This is a genomic window from Caenibius sp. WL, from assembly GCF_019803445.1.
Taxonomy (GTDB): Bacteria; Pseudomonadota; Alphaproteobacteria; order Sphingomonadales; family Sphingomonadaceae; genus Caenibius.
This window is the reverse complement of the sequence record NZ_CP081844.1, coordinates 1,608,946-1,628,071: the sequence shown is the minus strand read 5'-3', so window position 1 is coordinate 1,628,071 and position 19,126 is coordinate 1,608,946. Positions and strand designations below refer to the sequence as shown.

Sequence of the window (19,126 nt, the reverse complement as noted above, 5' to 3'; positions counted from 1 at the left end):
GGCGTGAGGGGGTTTTTCTTTGAAAGATTGTCTTCCGAAAGTGCGGTCAGAACCTGTTGTCGCGCGGGAAGCCTTGGGGCGGCAGACGCCCGGCAGCCCCGCGCGCAACTTTCCACAGCATGACATCGCGTTCCGTCCGGGTCCGCCCGGTTTCGCCACCCATCGTCCAGCTCAGCCCCTCTTCGAGCTTGAGCGTGGTGGCGTCGCTAAGCCCGCCATCGCGATAGCGTTGCAGAGTGACCCCCTGCCCGCGCGCCATCAGTGGCAGTTCCTCCAGCGCGAAAATCACCAGCTTGCGGTTGTCGCCGACCACGGCGACATGATCGTGCTCAGGGGCGATCTCGCGCACGATCGCGAGCTTCACATCGCCTTTGACGTTGACGACCTGGCGGCCCTTGCGGGTTTCAGCCAGCAATTCGTCCATTTCGGCCGCAAAGCCCTTGCCCGCCGTGCTGGCGAGAAGAACCTGCCCCTTGGGCCGGTGGACCAGCACGCTGACGATCTGCGCATCAGCATCGATATCCACTATCGTCCGGATCGGTTCGCCGAACCCGCGCGCACCGGGCAGCTTGTCGGCCCCGATGGTGTAGAACCGGCCGTTATCCGCCGCGACCAGCAGCTTGTCCGTGGTCTGCGCGTGCAGTGCGAAAGCCGGACCATCGCCTTCCTTGAACTTGAAATCGGAATCGAGCGCCACATGCCCGCGCGCCGCCCGCACCCAGCCACGCTGGGACAGGATCACCGTCACCGGTTCCTTCTCGATCATCGCATCCATGCTGAATTCGACGGTCGGCGCGGCTTCGGCAATCGTCGTCCGGCGCCGGCCGAGCAGCGTGTCCGCCCCGTATTCCTTGCGCAACTGGGCAAGATCGCGCTTCAACCGGGTCCGCTGGCGGGCCGGGCTGTCGAGCAGCTTTTCCAGTTCGTCCCGTTCGGCCAGCAGATCGTCCCGTTCCTGCCGCAGTTCCATTTCCTCCAGCTTGCGCAAGCTGCGCAGCCGCATGTTGAGGATCGCTTCGGCCTGCCGGTCGGTCAGGTTGAATTCGGCCATCATCACGGCCTTGGGCTCATCCTCGGTGCGGATGATCTCGATAATCCGGTCGAGATTGAGGAACGCGACGATATAGCCTTCGACCAGTTCCAGCCGCGAGGCGATCTTGTACAGCCGGTGACGAGCGCGGCGCTGGAGAATGTCGATCTGGCTGGCGATCCAGTTGGTCAGCAGTTCCTTGAGCCCCATGACCATCGGCGTGCGCGTGGCGTCGAGCACATTGAGATTGAGGCCGAAGCGCGTTTCCAGATCGGTCAGCTTGTAGAGGCTTTCCTTGAGCAGTTCGGGATCGACGTTCCGGCTTTTCGGCACGATCACGATGCGGATATGCTCGTCGCTCTCGTCGCGGATATCTTCGAGGATCGGCAGCTTGCGGTCGGCGATAAGCTGGGCGATCTGCTCGATCAGCTTGCCCTTCTGCACCATGTAGGGGATTTCGGAGATGATGAGCTGGTACTGCCCGCCGCCCAGCCGCTCGATCCCGGCCAGTTGATCCGCTTCCTCCTTCGCTTCGGCCGCATGGAACCGTCCGCGCACGCGAAACGATCCGCGCCCGGTTTCATACGCGGCGGAAATCACCTCAGGGCTGTCGACGATCACACCCCCGGTGGGGAAATCCGGCCCCTGGAACACCTGCATCAATTGCCCGTGTTCGACATGGGGATTGTCGATCAGTTCCAATGCCGCATCGACGATTTCAGCCACGTTGTGGCTGGGGATATTGGTCGCCATGCCCACGGCGATGCCGCTGGCCCCGTTGGCCAGCAGATTGGGGAACAGGCCCGGGAAGATATCGGGCTCTTCCTCTTCCCCGTTGTAAGTCGGGATGAAATCGACCGTGCCTTCGTCCAGCCCCGCCATCAGGCGGATGGCGGTGGGGGTCAGGCGCGCTTCGGTATAGCGATAGGCGGCGGCGTTATCGCCATCGATATTGCCGAAATTGCCCTGCCCTTCGACCAGCGGATAGCGCAGCGCGAAATTCTGCGCCAGGCGAACCATCGCGTCATAGACGCTGGTATCGCCATGCGGGTGATACTTGCCGATCACATCGCCGACCACGCGCGCCGATTTCTTGAACGCCTGCCCCGGATCGAGCTTCAACTGCCGCATCGCCCACAGCAGCCGGCGATGGACGGGTTTCAACCCGTCGCGCAGATCGGGCAGCGAACGCGCGGTGATCGTCGACAGGGCATAGACCAGATACCGCTCCGACAGGGCGGAATCGAACGGGGCATCCACAATCGCGTCGAACGGATCGGAGGAATCGTCAGTGGTGGTGGTATCCATCGCCCTTGGCTTAGCAGGCCATGGGCCAAGGCTCTAGCACGGCGTGCGGGCAATCCCCATTCGCGCGCTTCGCGGCCCACGCATTTCACCACGGCGAGCCCGCTCCCGGCCATACTGGGCAGTTGCCTCGCCCCGCGCCTTTCGCCATGCTGCGCGAATACGAGGAGGCGGCATGCGCAATTTCCTGATTCCACTGGCCGTTTTATCACTCTCGCTGGGGGGATGCAGCGCCTCGCACGAACCTGGCACGGCGGAGATGAGCGCGCAGGAAGCCGCGCCCGCCGCCCCGGCCAAGGACAGCGCGGACGCGGCCCAGGCCGAACCGCTCACCGTGGACGATGCCGCCAAGGCGACACAAGCGGGCGAACAGGCCCCGCGCGCGCCGCAGATCGCCTATACCTACACCTACGGGTTCCGCATCGCGGGTGAGGCCATCGCCCCGCTGCAACGGCGCCACACCGACTTGTGCGAACGCAAGGGGCCGCACGTCTGCCGGATTATCGCGATGAGCAATTCCGGCGGTGAAGGCGATTACGGCAGCGGCACACTGGAACTGGATGTGGCGGCCGACAAGGCCCGCGCTTTCACCGGGGAACTGGAAAGGGTCGCCAAAGATGCCGACGGCAAACCCGTTTCCGCCGCGATTGCCGGGGAAGACCTGTCGAAACAGATCGTCGACACGCAGGCCCGCCTGCGCGCGCGCATCCTGTTGCGTGACCGGCTGATGGAAATCCTCCAGACCCGCAAGGGCAGCGTGGCCGAACTGGTGGAGGCCGAACGCGGCGTGGCCCAGGTGAACGAGGAAATCGATCAGGCGCAAAGCTGGCTGGCCGAAATGCGCGGGCGGGTGGATTTCAGCCGCGTGACCGTGAACTACAGCTCCGCCGCCCCCGGCGCGGGCGGTTTCATGAGCCCGATCCGCAGCGCGCTCGGATCGCTCGGAGCCATTCTGGGCGCTGTGATTGCCGGGCTGATCGTGGTGCTGACGGCGCTGATCCCGATTGCCGCCTTGCTGGTGGCGATCCTGTGGGCTGTGCGCCGGATTCGCCGGTTCCGGGCCGCAAGCGCTTCGGCCATCACCGTGGGGGAGATGACGGACGCACAAGCCGGGCCGGACAACCCTTGAAACCGGCTCAGACGCCCTGCAGATCGTGGCTTTCGGCGGGGATGCGCACTTCCAGCCCGTCGAGATCACCCGTCAGCGCAATCTGGCAGGACAGGCGGCTGGTGCGCTGAACCCCGGCAGCAAGGTCGAGCATATCCTCCTCCTCCTCACCCGCTTCGGGCAGGCGCGCGAACCATTCCGGATCGACGATGACATGGCAGGTGGAACAGGCCATCTGCCCCTCGCAGGTTCCTTCCAGCGGCATGCCCGCGGCCTGCCCCACTTCCAGCAGGGAGAAGCCTTCCTCCGCCTCCGCCGTGACCTTGTCACCCGAAGCGGTGATGAAATTGACCTGGATCATGCTTCATTCCTGCATTTGTGCGGCCGCAACGATCCTTTCGGCTGCTTCCTCCACTTCTGCAAGGGTGGAATAGCGCCCGAAACCCAGCCGGATGGAACTTTTCGCCTGCCGGTCGTCCAGCCCGATGGCGCGCAGCACATGGCTGGGCCGCCCCGACCCGCTGGCGCAGGCGGACCCGGCGGAAAAGGCCACTGTGCGCACATCCGCCATCAGCCGGGCGGCATCCAGCCCATCGCGCCGCAGATTGCAATTGCCATGCCAGCGTGCCGTGGCGCTGCCGTTCAGCGTCCAGCCGGAAAAAAGTTCTCCCACCTTTTTCCACAGGCTCTCCACATGGTTGGCATCAGCTTTTTCCCGCTCTTTCGCGATCATCGCCGCCACGCCAAAGCCCGCGCAGAGCGCCGGGCTGAGCGTGCCGGACCGCAGGCCCTGCTCCTGCCCGCCGCCGGTGATCAGCGGGGCCAGTTCGATCCCGTCGCGCACCCATAGCGCGCCGATCCCTTTCGGCCCGTAAAGCTTGTGCGCGGAAAGCGCGATCATATCCGCCCCGGCAGGCGGCGCGATCTTGCCCGCGCCCTGCACCGCATCGCACAGGAACAGCGCCCCTGCCGCACGGGCCCGCGCGGCAATCCGCTCCACCGGCTGGATCGTGCCGATTTCGTTGTTGACCTGCATCACCGCCACCAGCCGCACATCGCGCGGCAATTCGGGCTCCGGCGCCACCAGCCCTTCCCTGTCGACAGGCAGATGCGTCACCGGACAACCGAGATCGGCCGCAGTGTCGCGCACGGCGGCATGTTCGATGGCCGAAACCGCGACCGGCCGCGTATCGCCACGGGAGGCGCTGCCGCGCAGAGCGAGATTGATCGCTTCGGTGGCGGAGCCGGTGAAAATCACCCGGCCGCCGGGGGGGCACAGCGTGGCCACCCGCTCACGCGCCAGATCCACCGCCGCCGCCGCCATGCGTCCCAGCCGGTGAGGGCTGTGCGGATTGCCGAATCCAGCGCCATCCGGCCCATCGAGCCAGCGCAGCATCTCCTCGCGCGCTTCGGGGGCGAGCGGGGTGGTCGCCTGATAATCGCAATAGATCATGCCGCGCGCGCCCTGGCTTCCTCGGCCATGGCGATCCACGCCGCGCAGAACGCTTCCACTTCCGCCCGGGTGGTGCTCCACCCGAAGCTGACCCGGATGATCCGGCTGGCCAGCGCGGGATCGAGCCCCATCGCTTCCAGCACGTGGCTCTGTTTCAGGCTGCCCGAGGAACAGGCCGAGCCCTGGCTGACCGCGAACCCCGCCATATCGAACCGCATCAGTTGCGCGCTGCCCGATACCACCGGCATCGCCAGCGCCTCGATATAGGGGCTGGGATTGGCCAGCCGCTCCGCCAGCCGCACGCCGCCCAGTTCCGCCATCGCGGGCGCAAGCAGCGCGCCAATCGGGGCAAGAACCTCGGGATCGCAATAGGGCTGCGCGCAAGCTTCCAGCGCCGCAGCAAAACCGAGCGCGCCGGGCAGGTTCTCCGTTCCCCGGCGATAGCCGCGCTCCTGCCCGCCGATGGGCTCCAGCATCGCGAAATCGCGCACCAGCAGCGCCCCGATTCCCGGCGGGCCGCCGAGCTTGTGCGCCGATACGATCGCCAGATCGGCTTCCGGCGGGATCGGCCATTTGCCCGCGCTCTGCGCCGCATCGACCACCAGCAGCCCGCCCGCGCCATGCACGACGGCGGCAATCGCGGCCATATCCTGCACCGCCCCGGTTTCGGAATTGACCACCTGCACCGCCACCACCGGCGCGCGGCCATCGACCGCTTCGGCGAGGACTTCCAGATCGAGCGCGCCATCGGGCCGCACCGGCAGCACTTCGGCATCGGGCAGGACACGCAGCACCGCCTCGTGTTCCACCGCGCTCACCAGCCGGGCGCCGCCTTTCGCCCGGGTGAGCGCGATCTGCGCGCTTTCGCTGGCGCCGCTGGTCAGGATCACTTCGCCTGTCCAGCCCAGCGCCTTGCCGATGCGCGCGCGGGCATCCTCCAGCAGGGCGCGGGCCGCGCGGCCTTCGCCATGAGGGCTGGAAGGGTTCGCCCATTGCGCTAGACCATCGGCCACGGCGGCCCGCGCTTCGGGCCGGACCGGAGTGGTTGCCGCGTGATCGAGATAAATGCGCAAAAGCTGTTCCTTGCGTAGGAATTGCGAAAAATGGAACGCACACTATATAGCCCTGCACTTCCCGCGCGCTACCCGTGCGACATCAGCATTCTCAGGGGTCACCCATGCCGTCAGTCATTTTCCCCGGTCCCGAAGGCCGTCTCGAAGGCCGTTTCCAGCCCGCCACGCGCCCGCGCGCGCCGGTCGCCATGATCCTGCACCCGCATCCGCAGGGCGGCGGCACGATGAACGACCGCATCGTACAGCGGCTTTACAAGACGTTCGTCGATCGCGGGTTCGCCACGCTGCGCTTCAATTTCCGCGGCGTGGGCCGCAGCCAGGGCAGCTTCGACAACGGCATCGGCGAACTCTCCGATGCCGCCGCCGCGCTCGACTGGGTGCAGTCGATCCATCCCGAAGCACAGACCACGTGGATCGCGGGTTTCAGCTTCGGCGCGCTGATCGGCATGCAACTGCTGATGCGCCGCCCGGAAATCCGTGGCTTCATCTCCGTCGCTCCGCCCGCCAACATGTACGATTTCTCGTTCCTGGCCCCCTGCCCGGCCTCGGGGATCATCGTGCAGGGCACCGGCGACACGGTGGTGCAGCCGTCTGCCGTGCAGAAGCTGGTCGACAAGCTGCGCACGCAGAAGCACATCACCATCCATCACGACGAGATTCCGCGCGCGAACCACTTCTTCGAGCACGAGCTGGAAGACCTGATGAAATCGGTCGACAACTACCTCGACTTCCGCCTCGCGCCGGATTGCCCGATCAAGTAAGCCCCCCCTTCACGCATCAAAAAGGGCCGCTTTGCCTCCCCGGCGAAGCGGCCCTTTTGTCAGAGGCTGCAAAGATGATGCCGCATCCCTCTTCGTCATGCTGAACTTGGTTCAGTTCCATTTGCCCCGCACGCGGCTTTCCAATCTGAAAAGCTGGCCCCTGAGCCTGGTTCAAAGCAGCGGCGGCATTCGGCCACCCTTCCGGTGCGGATCAGGGCGCGGGCTGCTGCTGTTGCCGGTTGATCTGCGCCAGCGGGTTATCCCCTTCGGCCGTCGGCATGGTCCAGATCGCGACATTGACGATCGCCACCAATGCGAGGATCACCATCAGCACGATCTGCCGCTTCGGGCCACCCCGGCGCCAGAGAACAAAAGCGCCGATCAGCAACGCGATCGCGATCAGCACCAGCAGCGACAGAACCGTACCCAAGCGTCATTCTCCCTGCCCCGAAGGCTCTTCCGTCTCGATCGCGGCCAGCGGATCGTCCGCCGCCTGATCCAGCAGGGCTTCGATACCGTCTGCCACGCCCAGTTCAACCTGTTCCGCCCGCGCGGACAGATAGCCGCCCAGCAGCAGCGCCAGAAGCCGCATGGCTTCCCGATAATCGCCCGCGCCGATAGCCACCGCATCGCGCAGGACCCGTTCGACCCGGCCAACGATCGCAGGGGTGGAGAATGCCACGGCCAGCACGGCATCGCCCAACGACGGAGCAATCGCGCCAGGCGTGAGCGCGCGCTGCGCCATATCCGCGCCGCCCAGCCGCCGAAGCCGGGTCAGAAAAGCTGACTTCCCTTCACGCCGAAACGCGCGGCCAAACCCGGCAAGCAAATAGGGCACAAACGTGCCTGCAATCTGCATCGATTGGGCTGGCGTCAACGCCAGCCTGTTCGACAAAGCCGACAGCCCGCCGGTTCGGCGTAGCATATCGAGCATATTCATTGCGATAATTCCTGCTTGAAATCGTGCGACCTTATGGACGATTTTCAAATCGTTCGCGTTAAGATATCTTTATTACGTTAATTTGCAATTACCTTTATAAAAACAGTCCATTATCACATGTTTCGTTCACGGAAGGCAGGCGGGTCGCGCTCCGCCGTGCAGGCCGGTGCCCGCCTCCCGGTTTCGATTCCGGTTACTGTTTGCCGAACAACCCCTTGGCCATGCCGAGAATATCGTTCAGCGGATTGCCGTCACCATCGCGGTCCAGCATGTTGGCGAATTCGGTGAGCGAGCCTTCGCCGCCGATCGCGGCAACGATCTGGTTCAGCGTATCCGTGGGCAGGCCGGTCGCCGCCGAGGCGGTTTCCACCGTATCGCCCGGCGCCTGATGCGCTTTGCCCAGCGCGGCAATCGCCTTTTCCGCCATGGCCGGATCGATACCGAGCTTCGTCGCCAGATTGGTCACATCGTCCGGCGCGCCGCCGATGCCTTTGAGGATCGAATCGAAAATGCTCATCGGAGAATTCCTTCCAAACTCCACAGCAGAGAAGGCAATGATGCACCGCCGGTCCCTGCACACAAGTTAAAAAGCAGTCACCCCGGCACCTATTGGCCTCATTAACGAATACGGGGCGGAAACCCTGGTGGTTCCCGCCCCGCGATCATTTCGTCTGTTGGTGAAATCAGGCGGCGGGCGCCGCCTGCTTCACGCTTTCGTCCACATGGTCTTCGAACTGGGCGAAGTTGTCGACGAAAAGCTGGACCAGCTTGGCGGCGGTCGCATCATATTCGTCCTTGTCGGCCCAGGTCGAGCGGGGATCGAGGATCGTGGTGTCAACACCCGGCACGGCCACCGGCACGTCGAAGCCGAAATTCGGGTCCTTGCGGAATTCCACATTGTTGAGGCTGCCGTCGAGCGCAGCATTCAGCAGGGCGCGGGTTTCCTTGATCGGCATGCGCTTGCCCACGCCGTATTTGCCGCCGGTCCAGCCGGTGTTGACCAGCCAGCAGGACACGCCGCCCTTGGCGATGCGTTCCTTGAGCAGATTGCCATAGACCGAGGGGTGGCGCGGCATGAACGGCGCGCCGAAGCAGGTGGAGAACGTCGCTTCCGGTTCGGTCACGCCGATTTCCGTGCCGGCCACCTTGGCGGTGTAGCCCGACAGGAAGTGATACATCGCCTGATCCGGGGTGAGGCGCGCGATCGGAGGCAGCACGCCGAAAGCATCGGCCGTGAGCATGATCACGTTCGACGGCACCGGGCCGAGATTCGCTTCCGACGTGTTCGGAATGAACTCCAGCGGATAGGCACCACGGGTGTTTTCGGCCAGCGTGTTGTCGTCCAGATCGAGCTGACGGGTGGCCTCGTCCATCACCACGTTTTCGAGCACGGTGCCGAAACGCTTGGTGGTGGCGTAGATTTCCGGTTCGGCGTCGGCCGAAAGGCGGATCATCTTGGCGTAGCAGCCGCCTTCGAAGTTGAATACGGCGGTGTCCGACCAGCCATGCTCGTCATCGCCGATCAGCGTGCGGCTGGCGTCGGCCGAAAGCGTGGTCTTGCCGGTGCCCGACAGGCCGAAGAACACGGCCGACTTGCCATCCGCGCCGATATTGGCGGAACAGTGCATCGGCATCACGCCCTTGGCGGGGAGCAGGTAGTTGAGAATGCCGAACACGCTCTTCTTCATTTCGCCGGCGTAGCGGGTGCCGCCGATGAGAATGAGCTTTTCGGAGAGGTTGACCGCGATCACGGTTTCACTGCGGCAACCGTGGCGTTCCGGATCGGCGCGGAAGCTGGGCAGATCGATAATGGTGTATTCCGGGGCGAACCCTTCGAGATCCGCGGCGGTCGGACGGACCAGCAGCGTGCGGATGAACAGGTTGTGCCAGGCCATTTCGTTGATGACGCGGACTTTGACGCGATGTTCGGGTTGCGAACCGCCGAACAGATCGGCGACGTAGAGCTTGTCCTTTTCGCCCAGCGCGGCGAAGAAATCCGCCTTCAGCGCGGCAAAATGTTCCGGGGTCATCGGAACGTTGCTCTTGCCCCACCACACGGTGTTTTCCGTTTCCGCGTCGCGGACGGTAAACTTGTCCTTGGCGGAACGGCCGGTGTGCTTGCCGGTTTCGACGACCAGCGGACCATCGGCAGCGAGCTTGCCTTCGCCATTCGCCAGCGCGTGCTCGACCAGCGGAGCGGTGCCGAGATTGGCGTAAATCGTGGCGTTGGTGTTGATCCCCTGTTTATCGAGGGGCAAGGAAAGCGATGTCGTCAAGGTCGTCTCCAGACTGGCGCAAGCAAGGCGTTGTTGCCGGGAAAGGCGCCCGATGTTTCGCGCGGGACCCCGGCAGCGGCTGGCTCGCGCATAGTCGCGCAGAGGCTTCCCGTCAATTTTTCACGAAACCTTCAAAAATTACCGTTCCGTTTCATCCTTTTACCGCACGCCTACGGAAAGCGTGGATTTGGACCGGAACGGCCGGATTGTAACATGCGGCAGGCCGCGCTAGATTCTCGGGCACCCGTTCCCCTCCAGAAGAAGTTGCCCAGGGCCTGCCGCATGGCTTCCGACTGTTCCGCAGAACCGCCCCGCACCATCGCGCTGGTCGATGACGATCGCAATATCCTGACCACCGTTTCCATTGCGCTGCAGGCGGAAGGTTTCGTCACCCGCGTCTATTCCGATGGCAGCGCCGCGCTCAAGGCACTGACGGAAAACCCGCCCGATCTCGCCGTGTTCGATATCAAGATGCCGCGCATGGATGGGATGGAGCTGTTGCGGCGGCTGCGCGAAACCTCGGACCTGCCGGTGATTTTCCTCACCAGCAAGGATGACGAGCAGGACGAGGAAGCGGGCCTGGCCATGGGCGCGGACGATTATATCGCCAAGCCGTTCAGCCAACGCCTGCTGGTGGCGCGCATCCGGGCGATCCTGCGCCGCAAACCTCCGCTGGCCGCCGATGCCGCGCCCGACGAGGGCCAGACCGGCAGCGAAGACGATGCGCAGGAACTGGTCCGGGGCCGTCTGGCGATGGACCCAGCGCGCCATCAGGTTTCATGGAACGGCACGCCCGTTTCGCTGACTGTGACCGAATTCCTCCTGCTCGAAGCGCTGGCGACGCGGCCGGGGGTGATCAAGTCGCGCAACCAGTTGATGGACGCGGCCTATCCCGACGATGTCTTCGTCGACGACCGGACCGTGGACAGCCATATCAAACGGATGCGGCGCAAGTTCCGCGCCATCGACCCCGAATTTTCCGCCATCGAAACGCTTTACGGCGCCGGGTACAGCTTTGACGGCGCTTGATCCGCCGATCCGCGCGCCCGCCATCGAAGGCAAGCCCGAGCGCCTGTTCTGGACGCGGCGCGCTTCGCTGACCGCGCGTATCCTGGCGGTCAACATCATTGCGCTGGGGCTGATGGCTGGCAGCCTGTTCTATATCGATTCCTACCGCAAGCAGTTGCTCGACGAGCGTTTCAAACTGGCCCGCAGCGAAGCGCAGATCATCGCCGAAGGGCTGCTGGTCATCCCTTCCCGCGACCGGCGCAACGCCCTGCTGGCGCAAGTCGGCACCGAACAGAAACTGCGCCTGCGGCTCTACAACCCCCAGGGCAAGCTGGTGGCCGACAGCTTCGCGCTTGCCCCGCCGTCCTTCCGCCTGATCGATCCGGCGACAGAGCCCTGGTATCAGGACGCCGCGCGGCTTCTCGACCGGTGGATGGATGCCCTGCTCGGCACGCCAGAAATTCCGGCCTATCGCGAACCGGCAGATATCGCCTCCAACGCCGATGCCTGGCCCGAACTGCACCGCGCGCGATCCACGATGCAATATCAGATCGCCCTGCGCTACGCCCCCGATCGCACGCCGATGATTTCCGCCGCCGTGCCGGTGGGCAAGGACGGGGCGATGCTGCTGACCACGCGCAACGCGATCGATATCACCGAAAACGTCCGCGCCGCGCGCCAAACTCTCGCCATCATCGTGGCGCTGGCTTTTGCCGTATCGATCCAGCTTTCGCTGTTCCTTGCCCGCACGATCGTGCAGCCGCTGCGCGCGCTGGTGCGGGCGGCGGTGCGGGTGCGTCTTGGCCGCGCGCGCGAAGTGGAAGTGCCCCGCCTGCCCGAACGGCGCGACGAGATCGGGATGCTCGCCCGCGCGCTCTCCGACATGACCGCCGCCCTGCGCCAGCGGATCGACGCGGTTGAACATTTCGCGGCCGATGTCGCGCATGAGATCAAGAACCCGCTGGCCAGCCTGCGCAGTGCGCTCGATTCCCTTCACCGGGTGCAGGACGCCGGCCTGCGCGCGCAATTGACCGCCATCGCGCTTCACGATGTCCACCGGATCGACCGGCTGGTGACGGAAATCGCCGATGCCAGCCGGGTCGATGCCGAACTGAGCCGCGCGGTGTTCGAGCCGATCGATCTCGAACGCCTGATCGGCAACACGCTCGCCGCGCGGAACGACCGGGGGGAAAATGGCGGCCACACCATCCGCTTCGAGCGGCGCGGCGGCACCCGGGCGGTGGTGCTGGGCGTACCGATGCGGCTGGAGCGGGCCATCGTCAATCTGCTCGACAACGCGGTGTCCTTCTCCCCGCCCGATGGTGGGATCGACGTGATTCTCGCCACCACGCAGGAACGGGTGCAGGTGATCGTCTGCGATCGCGGCCCCGGCATTCCGGAAAGCGAACGGGAAAAGGTGTTCGAACGGTTCCATTCGGTGCGCCCGGAGACGGAGGATTTCGGCCAGCACAGCGGGCTGGGCCTCGCCATCGCGCGCACGATCGCGGAAGCGCACGAAGGCACCTTGTCCGCCACCGCCCGCCCCGATGGCGCAGGCGGGGCCTGCCTCGTGCTCAATCTGCCGCTGCGGCACGGCGTCTGAGAGGCGGCATGGCGGAGCATCTGCATCAGGCGACCACAGTGGCGCTGGACGGACGGGCGATCCTGATCGAAGGCGCGCCGGGATGCGGCAAATCCAGCCTCGCCCTGGCCCTGATCGACCGGGGGGCCATATTGGTGGGCGATGACGGGGTGGCCCTGTCCGCCCGCGCGGGGCACCTATGGGCCGCGCCCACGCTTCACACCCGTGGGCTGATGGAAATCCGCAATCTCGGGCTGGTGCCGATGCCCTGCACCGAAGCGCCGGTGGCGCTGATCCTGCATCTGACACCCGCCGCCCCGCGCTATATCGAACAGCCGGCAAGCGCGGAAAGGCTGGGCATCGCCTTGCCCCTGATCGCGCTCTGGCCGGATTCCCCGGTGCTTGCGCTCAGGGCGGAAATGGCGCTGCGCCAGTATGGTCTGCCCGTTTCCGGGACGGGGCGATAATGGCCCCTTCCCTTTCCGAACGGTTCAGCGCAGAGAGCGGCGATGGGACGCAAATCAGAAGATGATCGCCAGCGTATTCTGCTGATCACCGGCATGTCGGGCGCGGGGAAGACCACCGCGCTGCGCGTGCTGGAAGACCTGGGCTGGGAAGCGATGGACAATTTCCCGGTCCGCCTGCTGTCGCGTCTCCTGCGCGAAGAAGGCAGCCCCGCCGCCGAAGGCGCGCGCGCGCCGCTCGCCATCGGCTTCGACACGCGCACGCGCGGCTTCGACCCCGAGAAGATCATTCCGCAGGTGCAGGAACTGACCCAGCGGGACGATCTGGTGATCTCCACGCTGTTTCTCGACTGTTCCGGTCAGGAACTGGAACGCCGCTACAACGAAAACCGCCGCCGCCATCCTCTGGCCGATGGCAAGCCAGTGGCTGTCGGCATCACCGCCGAACGCGAGCTGCTGGCACAGTTGCGGCACTGGGCCGATGCGGTCATCAACACCACCGATTTTTCGAGCCACGATCTGCAACAGGCGATTCGCGGCCAGTTCGCCGATGACGCGGCGCGCGAAATGACCGTGACAGTCAGCAGCTTCGGCTTCGCCCGCGGCATGCCGCCGATGGCCGATCTGCTGTTCGACATGCGTTTTCTCGACAATCCGCACTGGCAGCCGGATCTGCGCCCGCTGACCGGCAAGGATGCGCCGGTGGGCGAACATATCATGCGCGATCCCGCCTATGCCGAGAGTTTCGAACGGATTCGCGATCTGCTGCTGCTGCTGCTGCCGCGATACGAAAAGCAGGGCAAAAGCTACGTCAACATCGCCTTCGGCTGCACCGGGGGCCGCCACCGGTCGGTCTTCGTGGCCGAACAGATCGCGAAAGCCTTGCACAACGCCGGATTTTCGCCCACTGTCCTCCATCGTAATCTGGGGGCCCGAGCTGCTGAGATGATCGAGGGGCCTCCCCAGTCATGAGCCTTGCGGAACTAGCCGGTAACGAAACTGCTCAGCATCCGAATTGGAGCCTTCTCTTCACATGATCGGAATGATTCTGGTGACTCATGGCCACCTGGCCGATGAATTCGTCCATGCCATGGAACATGTGGTGGGCGCGCAATCGGCGGTGAAGACGGTGTGCATCGGCCCCAATGACGATATGGAAGCCCGCCGCGCTGAAATTCGCGCCGCCATCGGCGACGTCGACAGCGGCGATGGCGCCATCGTGCTGACCGACCTGTTCGGCGGCACCCCGTCCAATCTCGCCATCTCCCTGATGGAAGCGGGCAAAGTGGAAGTGATCGCCGGGATCAATCTGCCGATGCTGATCCGCCTGGCTGGCGCGCGCAAGGCGATGCCGATAATAGACGCCGTGGCCGCCGCGCGCGATGCGGGCCGCAACTATATAACTGTGGCGTCGGAATTCCTCGGCCAGGAAGCCTGAGGGATACGAATGGGGAGACAAGGATGGAAACACTCTCGCAACAGGTGATCATTGTAAACCAGCGCGGGCTGCATGCCCGTGCCAGCGCCAAATTCGTGGAAGCCGTCAGCCGGGTTCCCAGCGGCAATTCCGTGCGGGTGGCCAAGGATGGCCACGATGCGGCGGGCAATTCCATCCTCGGCCTGATGATGCTGGGCGCGGCCAAAGGCGATACCATCGAAATCGCGGTGACCGGCAGCCACGCCGATAGCGTTCTCGGCGATCTGGTGGATCTGGTGGCAGGCGGCTTCGGCGAAGAGTGAACAGTTCCGATATCCGGCCCGGCGCGCGGCGCAGCATAACGGGCCTGTCCAATCCCACTGTAAAGGCCTTGCGCGCACTGCGCGATTCCCGCCTGCGCAAACGCGAACGGCGCTTCCTCGCCGAAGGCTTGCGGCTGCTGACCGATGCGCGCGAATCCGGCGTTCTCCCGCAAACGCTGGTGATGGCCGAAGGGCGCGATACCCACCCCCTCCTCGCCACGCTGGAACAGGCGGTGCAGGCCGCCGGTGGCGAAGTGCTGGAAGTGAACGAAGCGGTGCTCGCCAAGATCACCGGCAAGGACAACCCGCAGGCGGTTGCCGGGGTGTTCGACGAATTCGATACCTCGCTCGCCCGGATCGATCGCACCGCCGCGCCGATCTGGCTGGTGGCGCAGGCGCTGCGCGATCCCGGCAATCTCGGCACCATGCTGCGCACCGGCGATGCGGTGGGCGCGGGCGGCCTGATCCTGATCGACGATTGCGCCGATCCCTTCTCGGTGGAGGCGGTGCGCGCCAGCATGGGGGCGATCTTCACGCAGACGGTGGTCCGCGCGCGCTGGGACGAATTCCTGCCCTGGCTACGCGGCGGCTCCGGCCAACTGGTGGCGGCCTCGCTGCGCGATGCGGTGCCGTATCGCGGCGCGCCCTATCAGGCCCCGTGCTTCCTGATGGTGGGCAACGAATCGCGCGGCCTGCCCGAAGACTACGAACTGGCCTGCGACCTGCGTGTGACCATGCCGATGCGCGGCCGGGCCGACAGTCTCAACGCCGCCGTGGCCGGGGCGGTGCTGGCCTACGAAGTGCTGGCCACGCTGGATGGCCGCGGCGGTTAACCGCGGGCTCAGCATCGCGTGGGCATAATGCCCGGCATGCGTATCGTGCTTTCCCTGATCGGCGGTCTTGCCGCCCTTGCTCTCGCAGGCTGCGCCGCGCAGGGCGAACCGGCGCATTCGCTGGCAGGCAGCACCTGGCGCTTCGTCACGATCGATGGCAGCCAGGCGACATCGCCGCGCGCGACGCTGGAATTCGCCGAAGACCGAGTGGGCGCCAATGTCGGCTGCAACAGCATGGGCGGCCCCTGGCGGATCGATCAGGAACGCCTGCTGGCAGGCCCGCTGGCGCAGACGGAAATGTATTGCGACGGGCCGGTGTGGAAGGATGAAGTGGCGGTTGCGACACTGCTTTCCGCCGCGCCGCAGTTCGAACTAGAAGGCGACCGGCTGGTGCTGCGTTCCAGCGGCCATTCGGCGGAACTCGAACGCATCCCCGAAAGCGCCGCGGACAGCGCCAAACGTTGATCGCACCAGCGCCCCCGGCCCGCCGCGTCAGTCCCCCGAAGCCAGGCTGGTGATGCTCCATTTGCCGTTGCGGCTGGACGCGATCACGCGATAACCGATCAGGCTGCGCAACTGGGCTGTTTCGATGTAGCCTTCGGTCTTGTCGGCCAGCCGCACTCTCTGAAACGGCGCCCCCGGCTGCAAACCATCGACCAACTGGACCACATCCCATGAGAGGGCGCGCATTTCCTCCGCGTCCTTCTCCGGCGCGCTGCGCAGCGGGATTTTCTCACCCCGCACGATCATCCCCATCATCGGGTCGATGCTGCCGAAATCCTGTTCGAAATACCATGGCAGGGTAATTCCGCCCTGCCCGTTCCCGGCGCAGCCCAGCGCCAGCACATCGTCCAGTTCGTCCCACAGGCTGCGGTCGGACTGGAGCAGGTGGGCGCGCAGCAGATTGGCCCCTTCCCCGCCACCGAAATCGAGCCGGACATCGTTGGCGACCAATGCCACCAGCCCTTCGACATCGCGCTCGCCGACCACGGCGGCCAGTTGCTTGCGGAATTCGGCCGCGCCCGGAATGGCGGCGCATTCGTCACGCGGGGCATAGGCGCCTTCGCCCAGCATGATCGCGGGCGGCATGCCCGAAGCCTTGGCGATAAGCTGGTCGGCCGCCTGGGCGATCTTCTGCGACGGCGGCGGTTGATCCTGCTTGCACGCCGCAAGCGCCAGGATCAGGGCCAGAGCCGTCAAACGTTTCATTCCATCGCTCCATCGCGGCGGCGGGAAGAAACGCCGCGCGGCGCGTCTCCAACCAGCCTATTCGTCCTGCACGCCTGTGTAGCGCGGCGCGCTTTCCACCAGAGGGACATCCTCGGCATCGCGCCGGCCTGTCTCGATTCCCTTGTCCTTCAGCTTGCGCGCGGCGGACAGCACATTGCGCTCGAAGCTGCCGACAAACTTATTGTAATTGTTTACCGCCGTGTCCAGCCCTGATCCCACCCGTTTCAGGTGTTCGGCGGCAATTGCGATGCGATCGTAGAGTTCGCTGCCCAGACGGCCGATCTCGCGCGCTTCGTTGGCCAGCCCATCCTGCCGCCAGACCTGCGCCACGGTGCGGGCGATAGCCACCAGATTGGTGGGGGTGGCCAGCAGCACACGCTTTTCGAACGCGAAGTCCCACAGCGCCGGATCGAATTCCAGCGCCGCCGCCACGAAATGTTCGCCCGGCACGAACATCACCACATAATCGGGCGCATCCGCGAACTGGCTCTGATAGCTCTTGGCCGAAAGCTGCTGCACATGGTTGCGCATCGAACGGACATGGTCCGCCAGCGCCAGCTTGCGCGCTTCGTCTCCGTCCGCTTCGAATGCCTGCTGATAAGCATTGAGCGAAACCTTGGCATCGATCACCAGTTGCTTGCCACCCGGAATGCGGACGATGGCATCGGGGCGCAGCCGCCCCTCCTCCGTTTCGATCGAGTGTTCGAGCACGAAATCGGTGTGCTGCGACAGGCCGCAGGTTTCGAGCAGGTTCTTGAGCTGCTGCTCGCCCCATCGCCCCCGCGCCTTGGGGGCATTGGTCAGGCTGTTGCCCAGCCGCTGCGCCTCGCGCCGGACCTGTTCCTGCCCTTCGCGCATCGACTGGATCAGCCCGGTCAGTTCGCCGAACGCGTTCACCCGCTGCTTTTCCAGCGTTTCGACCTGCTCCTCATAGCGTTTGAGACGGTCGCCGACCGGCTGGAGGAGCGCCTTGATCTTGTCTTCCGAAGATTTTTCCGCGTGGCCGAAGCGTTCGCTGGCCCGCGCCAGAAACGCTTCCTGCGCTTTGGATAGCACCGCCGAACCGGTGTTCTGAAATTCCTTGAGCAATTCCTCGCGCGCCTGGATCAGAAGCTGCTTCTGCTCGTCGAAATTGGCGGACTTTTCGCGCAGGGTGGCAAGTTCCGAGGCCAGTTCGCGCTGTTCGCGGCGCAGGGCATCGACAAGCGCGGCATGCTCCGCGCGCGTCTGTTCGAGCACGCGGGTGAGATCGCCGCGCGTCCGCTCCAGCACCGCGGCGTGTTCGGCCCGCAGCCGCTCCGCCTCTTCGCCCGCCGTGCGCCGGGCTTCGTCCAGCGCTTCGCCCAGGCTGTCGGCACGGCTGGCCCGTTCGCTCGCCGAAGCGAGATCGCGAATCGCGGCGCGGAATTTCTCGTCCAACTCGCGCGCGTCCCGGTCGCGCTCCGCATGCCGCGCACGCCATTCGGCAGCGGGGCGGGAACCGAAGAACCAGCCGGCCCCTGCCCCCAGAGCAAGGCCGGCAAGCAGAACAACGATAACGAGAAGCGAGGAATCCATCTGGCGAATCTAGACGGAACGGATCAGGAACGCCAGAGCGGAGTGCACTCTACCCACAGAGGAAGCCTTGCCTTCTGGTCCGTCATCCCCGCGAAGGCGGGGATGACCGAATAATGCGCGGGAATGACTCCCGGGGGTGACGAGAAGCAGCCTCGTCACAAAAACCGATCACGCCGCGCGGCGGAGCTTTTCCAGTTTCTTGAGCGCCATATTGCGCTTGAGCCGCGAGAGATGGTCGATGAACAGGATGCCTTCGAGATGGTCCATCTCATGCTGGAGGCAGGTGGCGAGCAGGCCGTCCATATCCTCTTCGTGCACGGTGCCATCGAGATCCTGCCAGCGTGCGCGAATCGTCGCCGGGCGTTCCACGTCGGCGTAGATTTCCGGCACCGAAAGGCAGCCTTCCTGATAAACCGACAGATCTTCAGACGGGTTGAGGATTTCGGGGTTGATGAAGACCCGCGGTTCCTTCTTCGTCGGCTGGTGGGTGTGGTGATGGCCGCCGTGGGCGGTGCATACTTCGGGTTCGGCGTCCGGATCGTCCGGTTGCAGGTCGATCACCAGCACGCGCAGCGGCACGCCGACCTGGATTGCCGCAAGGCCGATGCCGGGTGCGTCGTACATCGTTTCGAACATGTCTTCGACCAGCGTTTTCAACTCGTCATCGAACACGTCGACCGGCTTGGAGACGGTTTTCAGCCGGGGGTCCGGCACTTCCAGGATTTCGCGAATAGCCATGAGGCGCAAATAAGTGCGAAAGCGGCGT

21 protein-coding genes are annotated in these 19,126 nt (G+C 64.9%); 10 read left to right on the top strand and 11 right to left on the bottom strand.

Annotated features, from left to right (window positions below; all coding sequences use genetic code 11):
* Positions 1 to 46: 46 nt before the first annotated feature.
* Positions 47 to 2,338 carry a DNA topoisomerase IV subunit A gene (parC, locus tag K5X80_RS07570; RefSeq protein ID WP_222560233.1) on the bottom strand — a complete coding sequence of 764 codons (2,292 nt, stop codon included), beginning with the start codon at positions 2,336 to 2,338 and terminating at the stop codon, positions 47 to 49.
* 172 nt (positions 2,339 to 2,510) lie between these two features.
* On the opposite strand from parC, the gene K5X80_RS07565 reads away from it, so the two are divergent.
* Positions 2,511 to 3,464 carry a DUF4349 domain-containing protein gene (locus K5X80_RS07565; RefSeq protein ID WP_222560232.1) on the top strand — a complete coding sequence of 318 codons (954 nt, stop codon included), beginning with the start codon at positions 2,511 to 2,513 and terminating at the stop codon, positions 3,462 to 3,464.
* Between the two features lie 7 nt (positions 3,465 to 3,471).
* Here the strand turns inward: K5X80_RS07565 and K5X80_RS07560 are convergent, their stop codons facing one another.
* From K5X80_RS07560 to K5X80_RS07550, 3 genes are read right to left on the bottom strand one after another with little or no spacing between them, the layout of a single operon-like run.
* The gene (locus K5X80_RS07560) at positions 3,472 to 3,804 is read right to left on the bottom strand and encodes a 2Fe-2S iron-sulfur cluster-binding protein (protein WP_222560231.1); all 333 of its coding nucleotides are present in this window, start codon (positions 3,802 to 3,804) and stop codon (positions 3,472 to 3,474) included.
* A 3-nt stretch (positions 3,805 to 3,807) separates the two neighbouring features.
* Positions 3,808 to 4,896, bottom strand: coding sequence for a cysteine desulfurase family protein (locus K5X80_RS07555; RefSeq protein ID WP_222560230.1), 1,089 nt, complete (start codon positions 4,894 to 4,896; stop codon positions 3,808 to 3,810).
* The gene (locus K5X80_RS07550; protein WP_222560229.1) at positions 4,893 to 5,969 is read right to left on the bottom strand and encodes a cysteine desulfurase family protein; all 1,077 of its coding nucleotides are present in this window, start codon (positions 5,967 to 5,969) and stop codon (positions 4,893 to 4,895) included. Before K5X80_RS07550 ends, K5X80_RS07555 begins: the two co-directional genes overlap by 4 nt.
* A 104-nt stretch (positions 5,970 to 6,073) precedes the next feature.
* Between K5X80_RS07550 and K5X80_RS07545 the strand changes: the two genes are divergently transcribed.
* Complete coding sequence (locus K5X80_RS07545) at positions 6,074 to 6,730, top strand: alpha/beta hydrolase (protein WP_222560228.1); 657 nt, start codon at positions 6,074 to 6,076, stop codon at positions 6,728 to 6,730.
* A gap of 211 nt (positions 6,731 to 6,941) precedes the next feature.
* On the opposite strand, the gene K5X80_RS07540 is transcribed toward K5X80_RS07545, so the two are convergent.
* The 4 genes from K5X80_RS07540 to K5X80_RS07525 all read right to left on the bottom strand — a co-directional run bounded on the left by K5X80_RS07540 (position 6,942) and on the right by K5X80_RS07525 (position 9,946).
* Positions 6,942 to 7,160, bottom strand: a complete 219-nt coding sequence (locus K5X80_RS07540) for a hypothetical protein (RefSeq protein ID WP_222560227.1) — start codon at positions 7,158 to 7,160, stop codon at positions 6,942 to 6,944.
* 3 nt (positions 7,161 to 7,163) lie between these two features.
* Entirely contained in the window at positions 7,164 to 7,670 is a 507-nt protein-coding gene (locus tag K5X80_RS07535) for a hypothetical protein (RefSeq protein WP_222560226.1), read from the bottom strand.
* Positions 7,671 to 7,863: 193 nt separating this feature from the next.
* Positions 7,864 to 8,187, bottom strand: coding sequence for a hypothetical protein (locus K5X80_RS07530; RefSeq protein ID WP_222560225.1), 324 nt, complete (start codon positions 8,185 to 8,187; stop codon positions 7,864 to 7,866).
* Positions 8,188 to 8,353: 166 nt separating this feature from the next.
* Positions 8,354 to 9,946 carry a phosphoenolpyruvate carboxykinase gene (locus tag K5X80_RS07525; RefSeq protein WP_283249249.1) on the bottom strand — a complete coding sequence of 531 codons (1,593 nt, stop codon included), beginning with the start codon at positions 9,944 to 9,946 and terminating at the stop codon, positions 8,354 to 8,356.
* Positions 9,947 to 10,228: 282 nt separating this feature from the next.
* Here K5X80_RS07525 and K5X80_RS07520 point away from each other — a divergent pair, with 282 nt between their 5' ends.
* The 8 genes from K5X80_RS07520 (at position 10,229) to K5X80_RS07485 (ending at position 16,038) form a co-directional block, all read left to right on the top strand.
* A complete protein-coding gene (locus tag K5X80_RS07520) occupies positions 10,229 to 10,975 on the top strand; it encodes a response regulator transcription factor (protein WP_222560224.1) in 747 nt (248 codons plus the stop codon).
* A gap of 112 nt (positions 10,976 to 11,087) precedes the next feature.
* The gene (locus K5X80_RS07515; protein WP_283249289.1) at positions 11,088 to 12,557 is read left to right on the top strand and encodes a stimulus-sensing domain-containing protein; all 1,470 of its coding nucleotides are present in this window, start codon (positions 11,088 to 11,090) and stop codon (positions 12,555 to 12,557) included.
* Positions 12,558 to 12,565: 8 nt separating this feature from the next.
* The gene (locus tag K5X80_RS07510) at positions 12,566 to 13,003 is read left to right on the top strand and encodes an HPr kinase/phosphorylase (RefSeq protein ID WP_222560222.1); all 438 of its coding nucleotides are present in this window, start codon (positions 12,566 to 12,568) and stop codon (positions 13,001 to 13,003) included.
* Positions 13,004 to 13,045: 42 nt separating this feature from the next.
* A complete protein-coding gene (rapZ, locus tag K5X80_RS07505; protein ID WP_222560221.1) occupies positions 13,046 to 13,972 on the top strand; it encodes an RNase adapter RapZ in 927 nt (308 codons plus the stop codon).
* Positions 13,973 to 14,033: 61 nt separating this feature from the next.
* Positions 14,034 to 14,438, top strand: a complete 405-nt coding sequence (locus K5X80_RS07500; protein ID WP_222560220.1) for a PTS sugar transporter subunit IIA — start codon at positions 14,034 to 14,036, stop codon at positions 14,436 to 14,438.
* A gap of 23 nt (positions 14,439 to 14,461) precedes the next feature.
* Positions 14,462 to 14,740, top strand: a complete 279-nt coding sequence (locus tag K5X80_RS07495; protein WP_222560219.1) for an HPr family phosphocarrier protein — start codon at positions 14,462 to 14,464, stop codon at positions 14,738 to 14,740.
* Positions 14,737 to 15,573 carry a TrmH family RNA methyltransferase gene (locus K5X80_RS07490; RefSeq protein WP_222560218.1) on the top strand — a complete coding sequence of 279 codons (837 nt, stop codon included), beginning with the start codon at positions 14,737 to 14,739 and terminating at the stop codon, positions 15,571 to 15,573. The genes K5X80_RS07495 and K5X80_RS07490 overlap by 4 nt, the downstream gene beginning before the upstream one ends.
* A gap of 36 nt (positions 15,574 to 15,609) precedes the next feature.
* A complete protein-coding gene (locus K5X80_RS07485) occupies positions 15,610 to 16,038 on the top strand; it encodes an META domain-containing protein (protein ID WP_222560217.1) in 429 nt (142 codons plus the stop codon).
* Between the two features lie 27 nt (positions 16,039 to 16,065).
* Here K5X80_RS07485 and K5X80_RS07480 read toward each other — a convergent pair whose 3' ends face one another.
* The 3 genes from K5X80_RS07480 to def form a co-directional block, all read right to left on the bottom strand.
* A complete protein-coding gene (locus tag K5X80_RS07480; RefSeq protein ID WP_222560216.1) occupies positions 16,066 to 16,782 on the bottom strand; it encodes a hypothetical protein in 717 nt (238 codons plus the stop codon).
* A 57-nt stretch (positions 16,783 to 16,839) separates the two neighbouring features.
* Positions 16,840 to 18,360: a DNA recombination protein RmuC gene (locus tag K5X80_RS07475; RefSeq protein WP_222560215.1), complete on the bottom strand. Its 1,521-nt coding sequence runs from the start codon at positions 18,358 to 18,360 to the stop codon at positions 16,840 to 16,842.
* Positions 18,361 to 18,528: 168 nt separating this feature from the next.
* Entirely contained in the window at positions 18,529 to 19,098 is a 570-nt protein-coding gene (gene def / locus K5X80_RS07470; RefSeq protein ID WP_222560214.1) for a peptide deformylase, read from the bottom strand.
* Between the last annotated feature and the right edge of the window lie 28 nt (positions 19,099 to 19,126).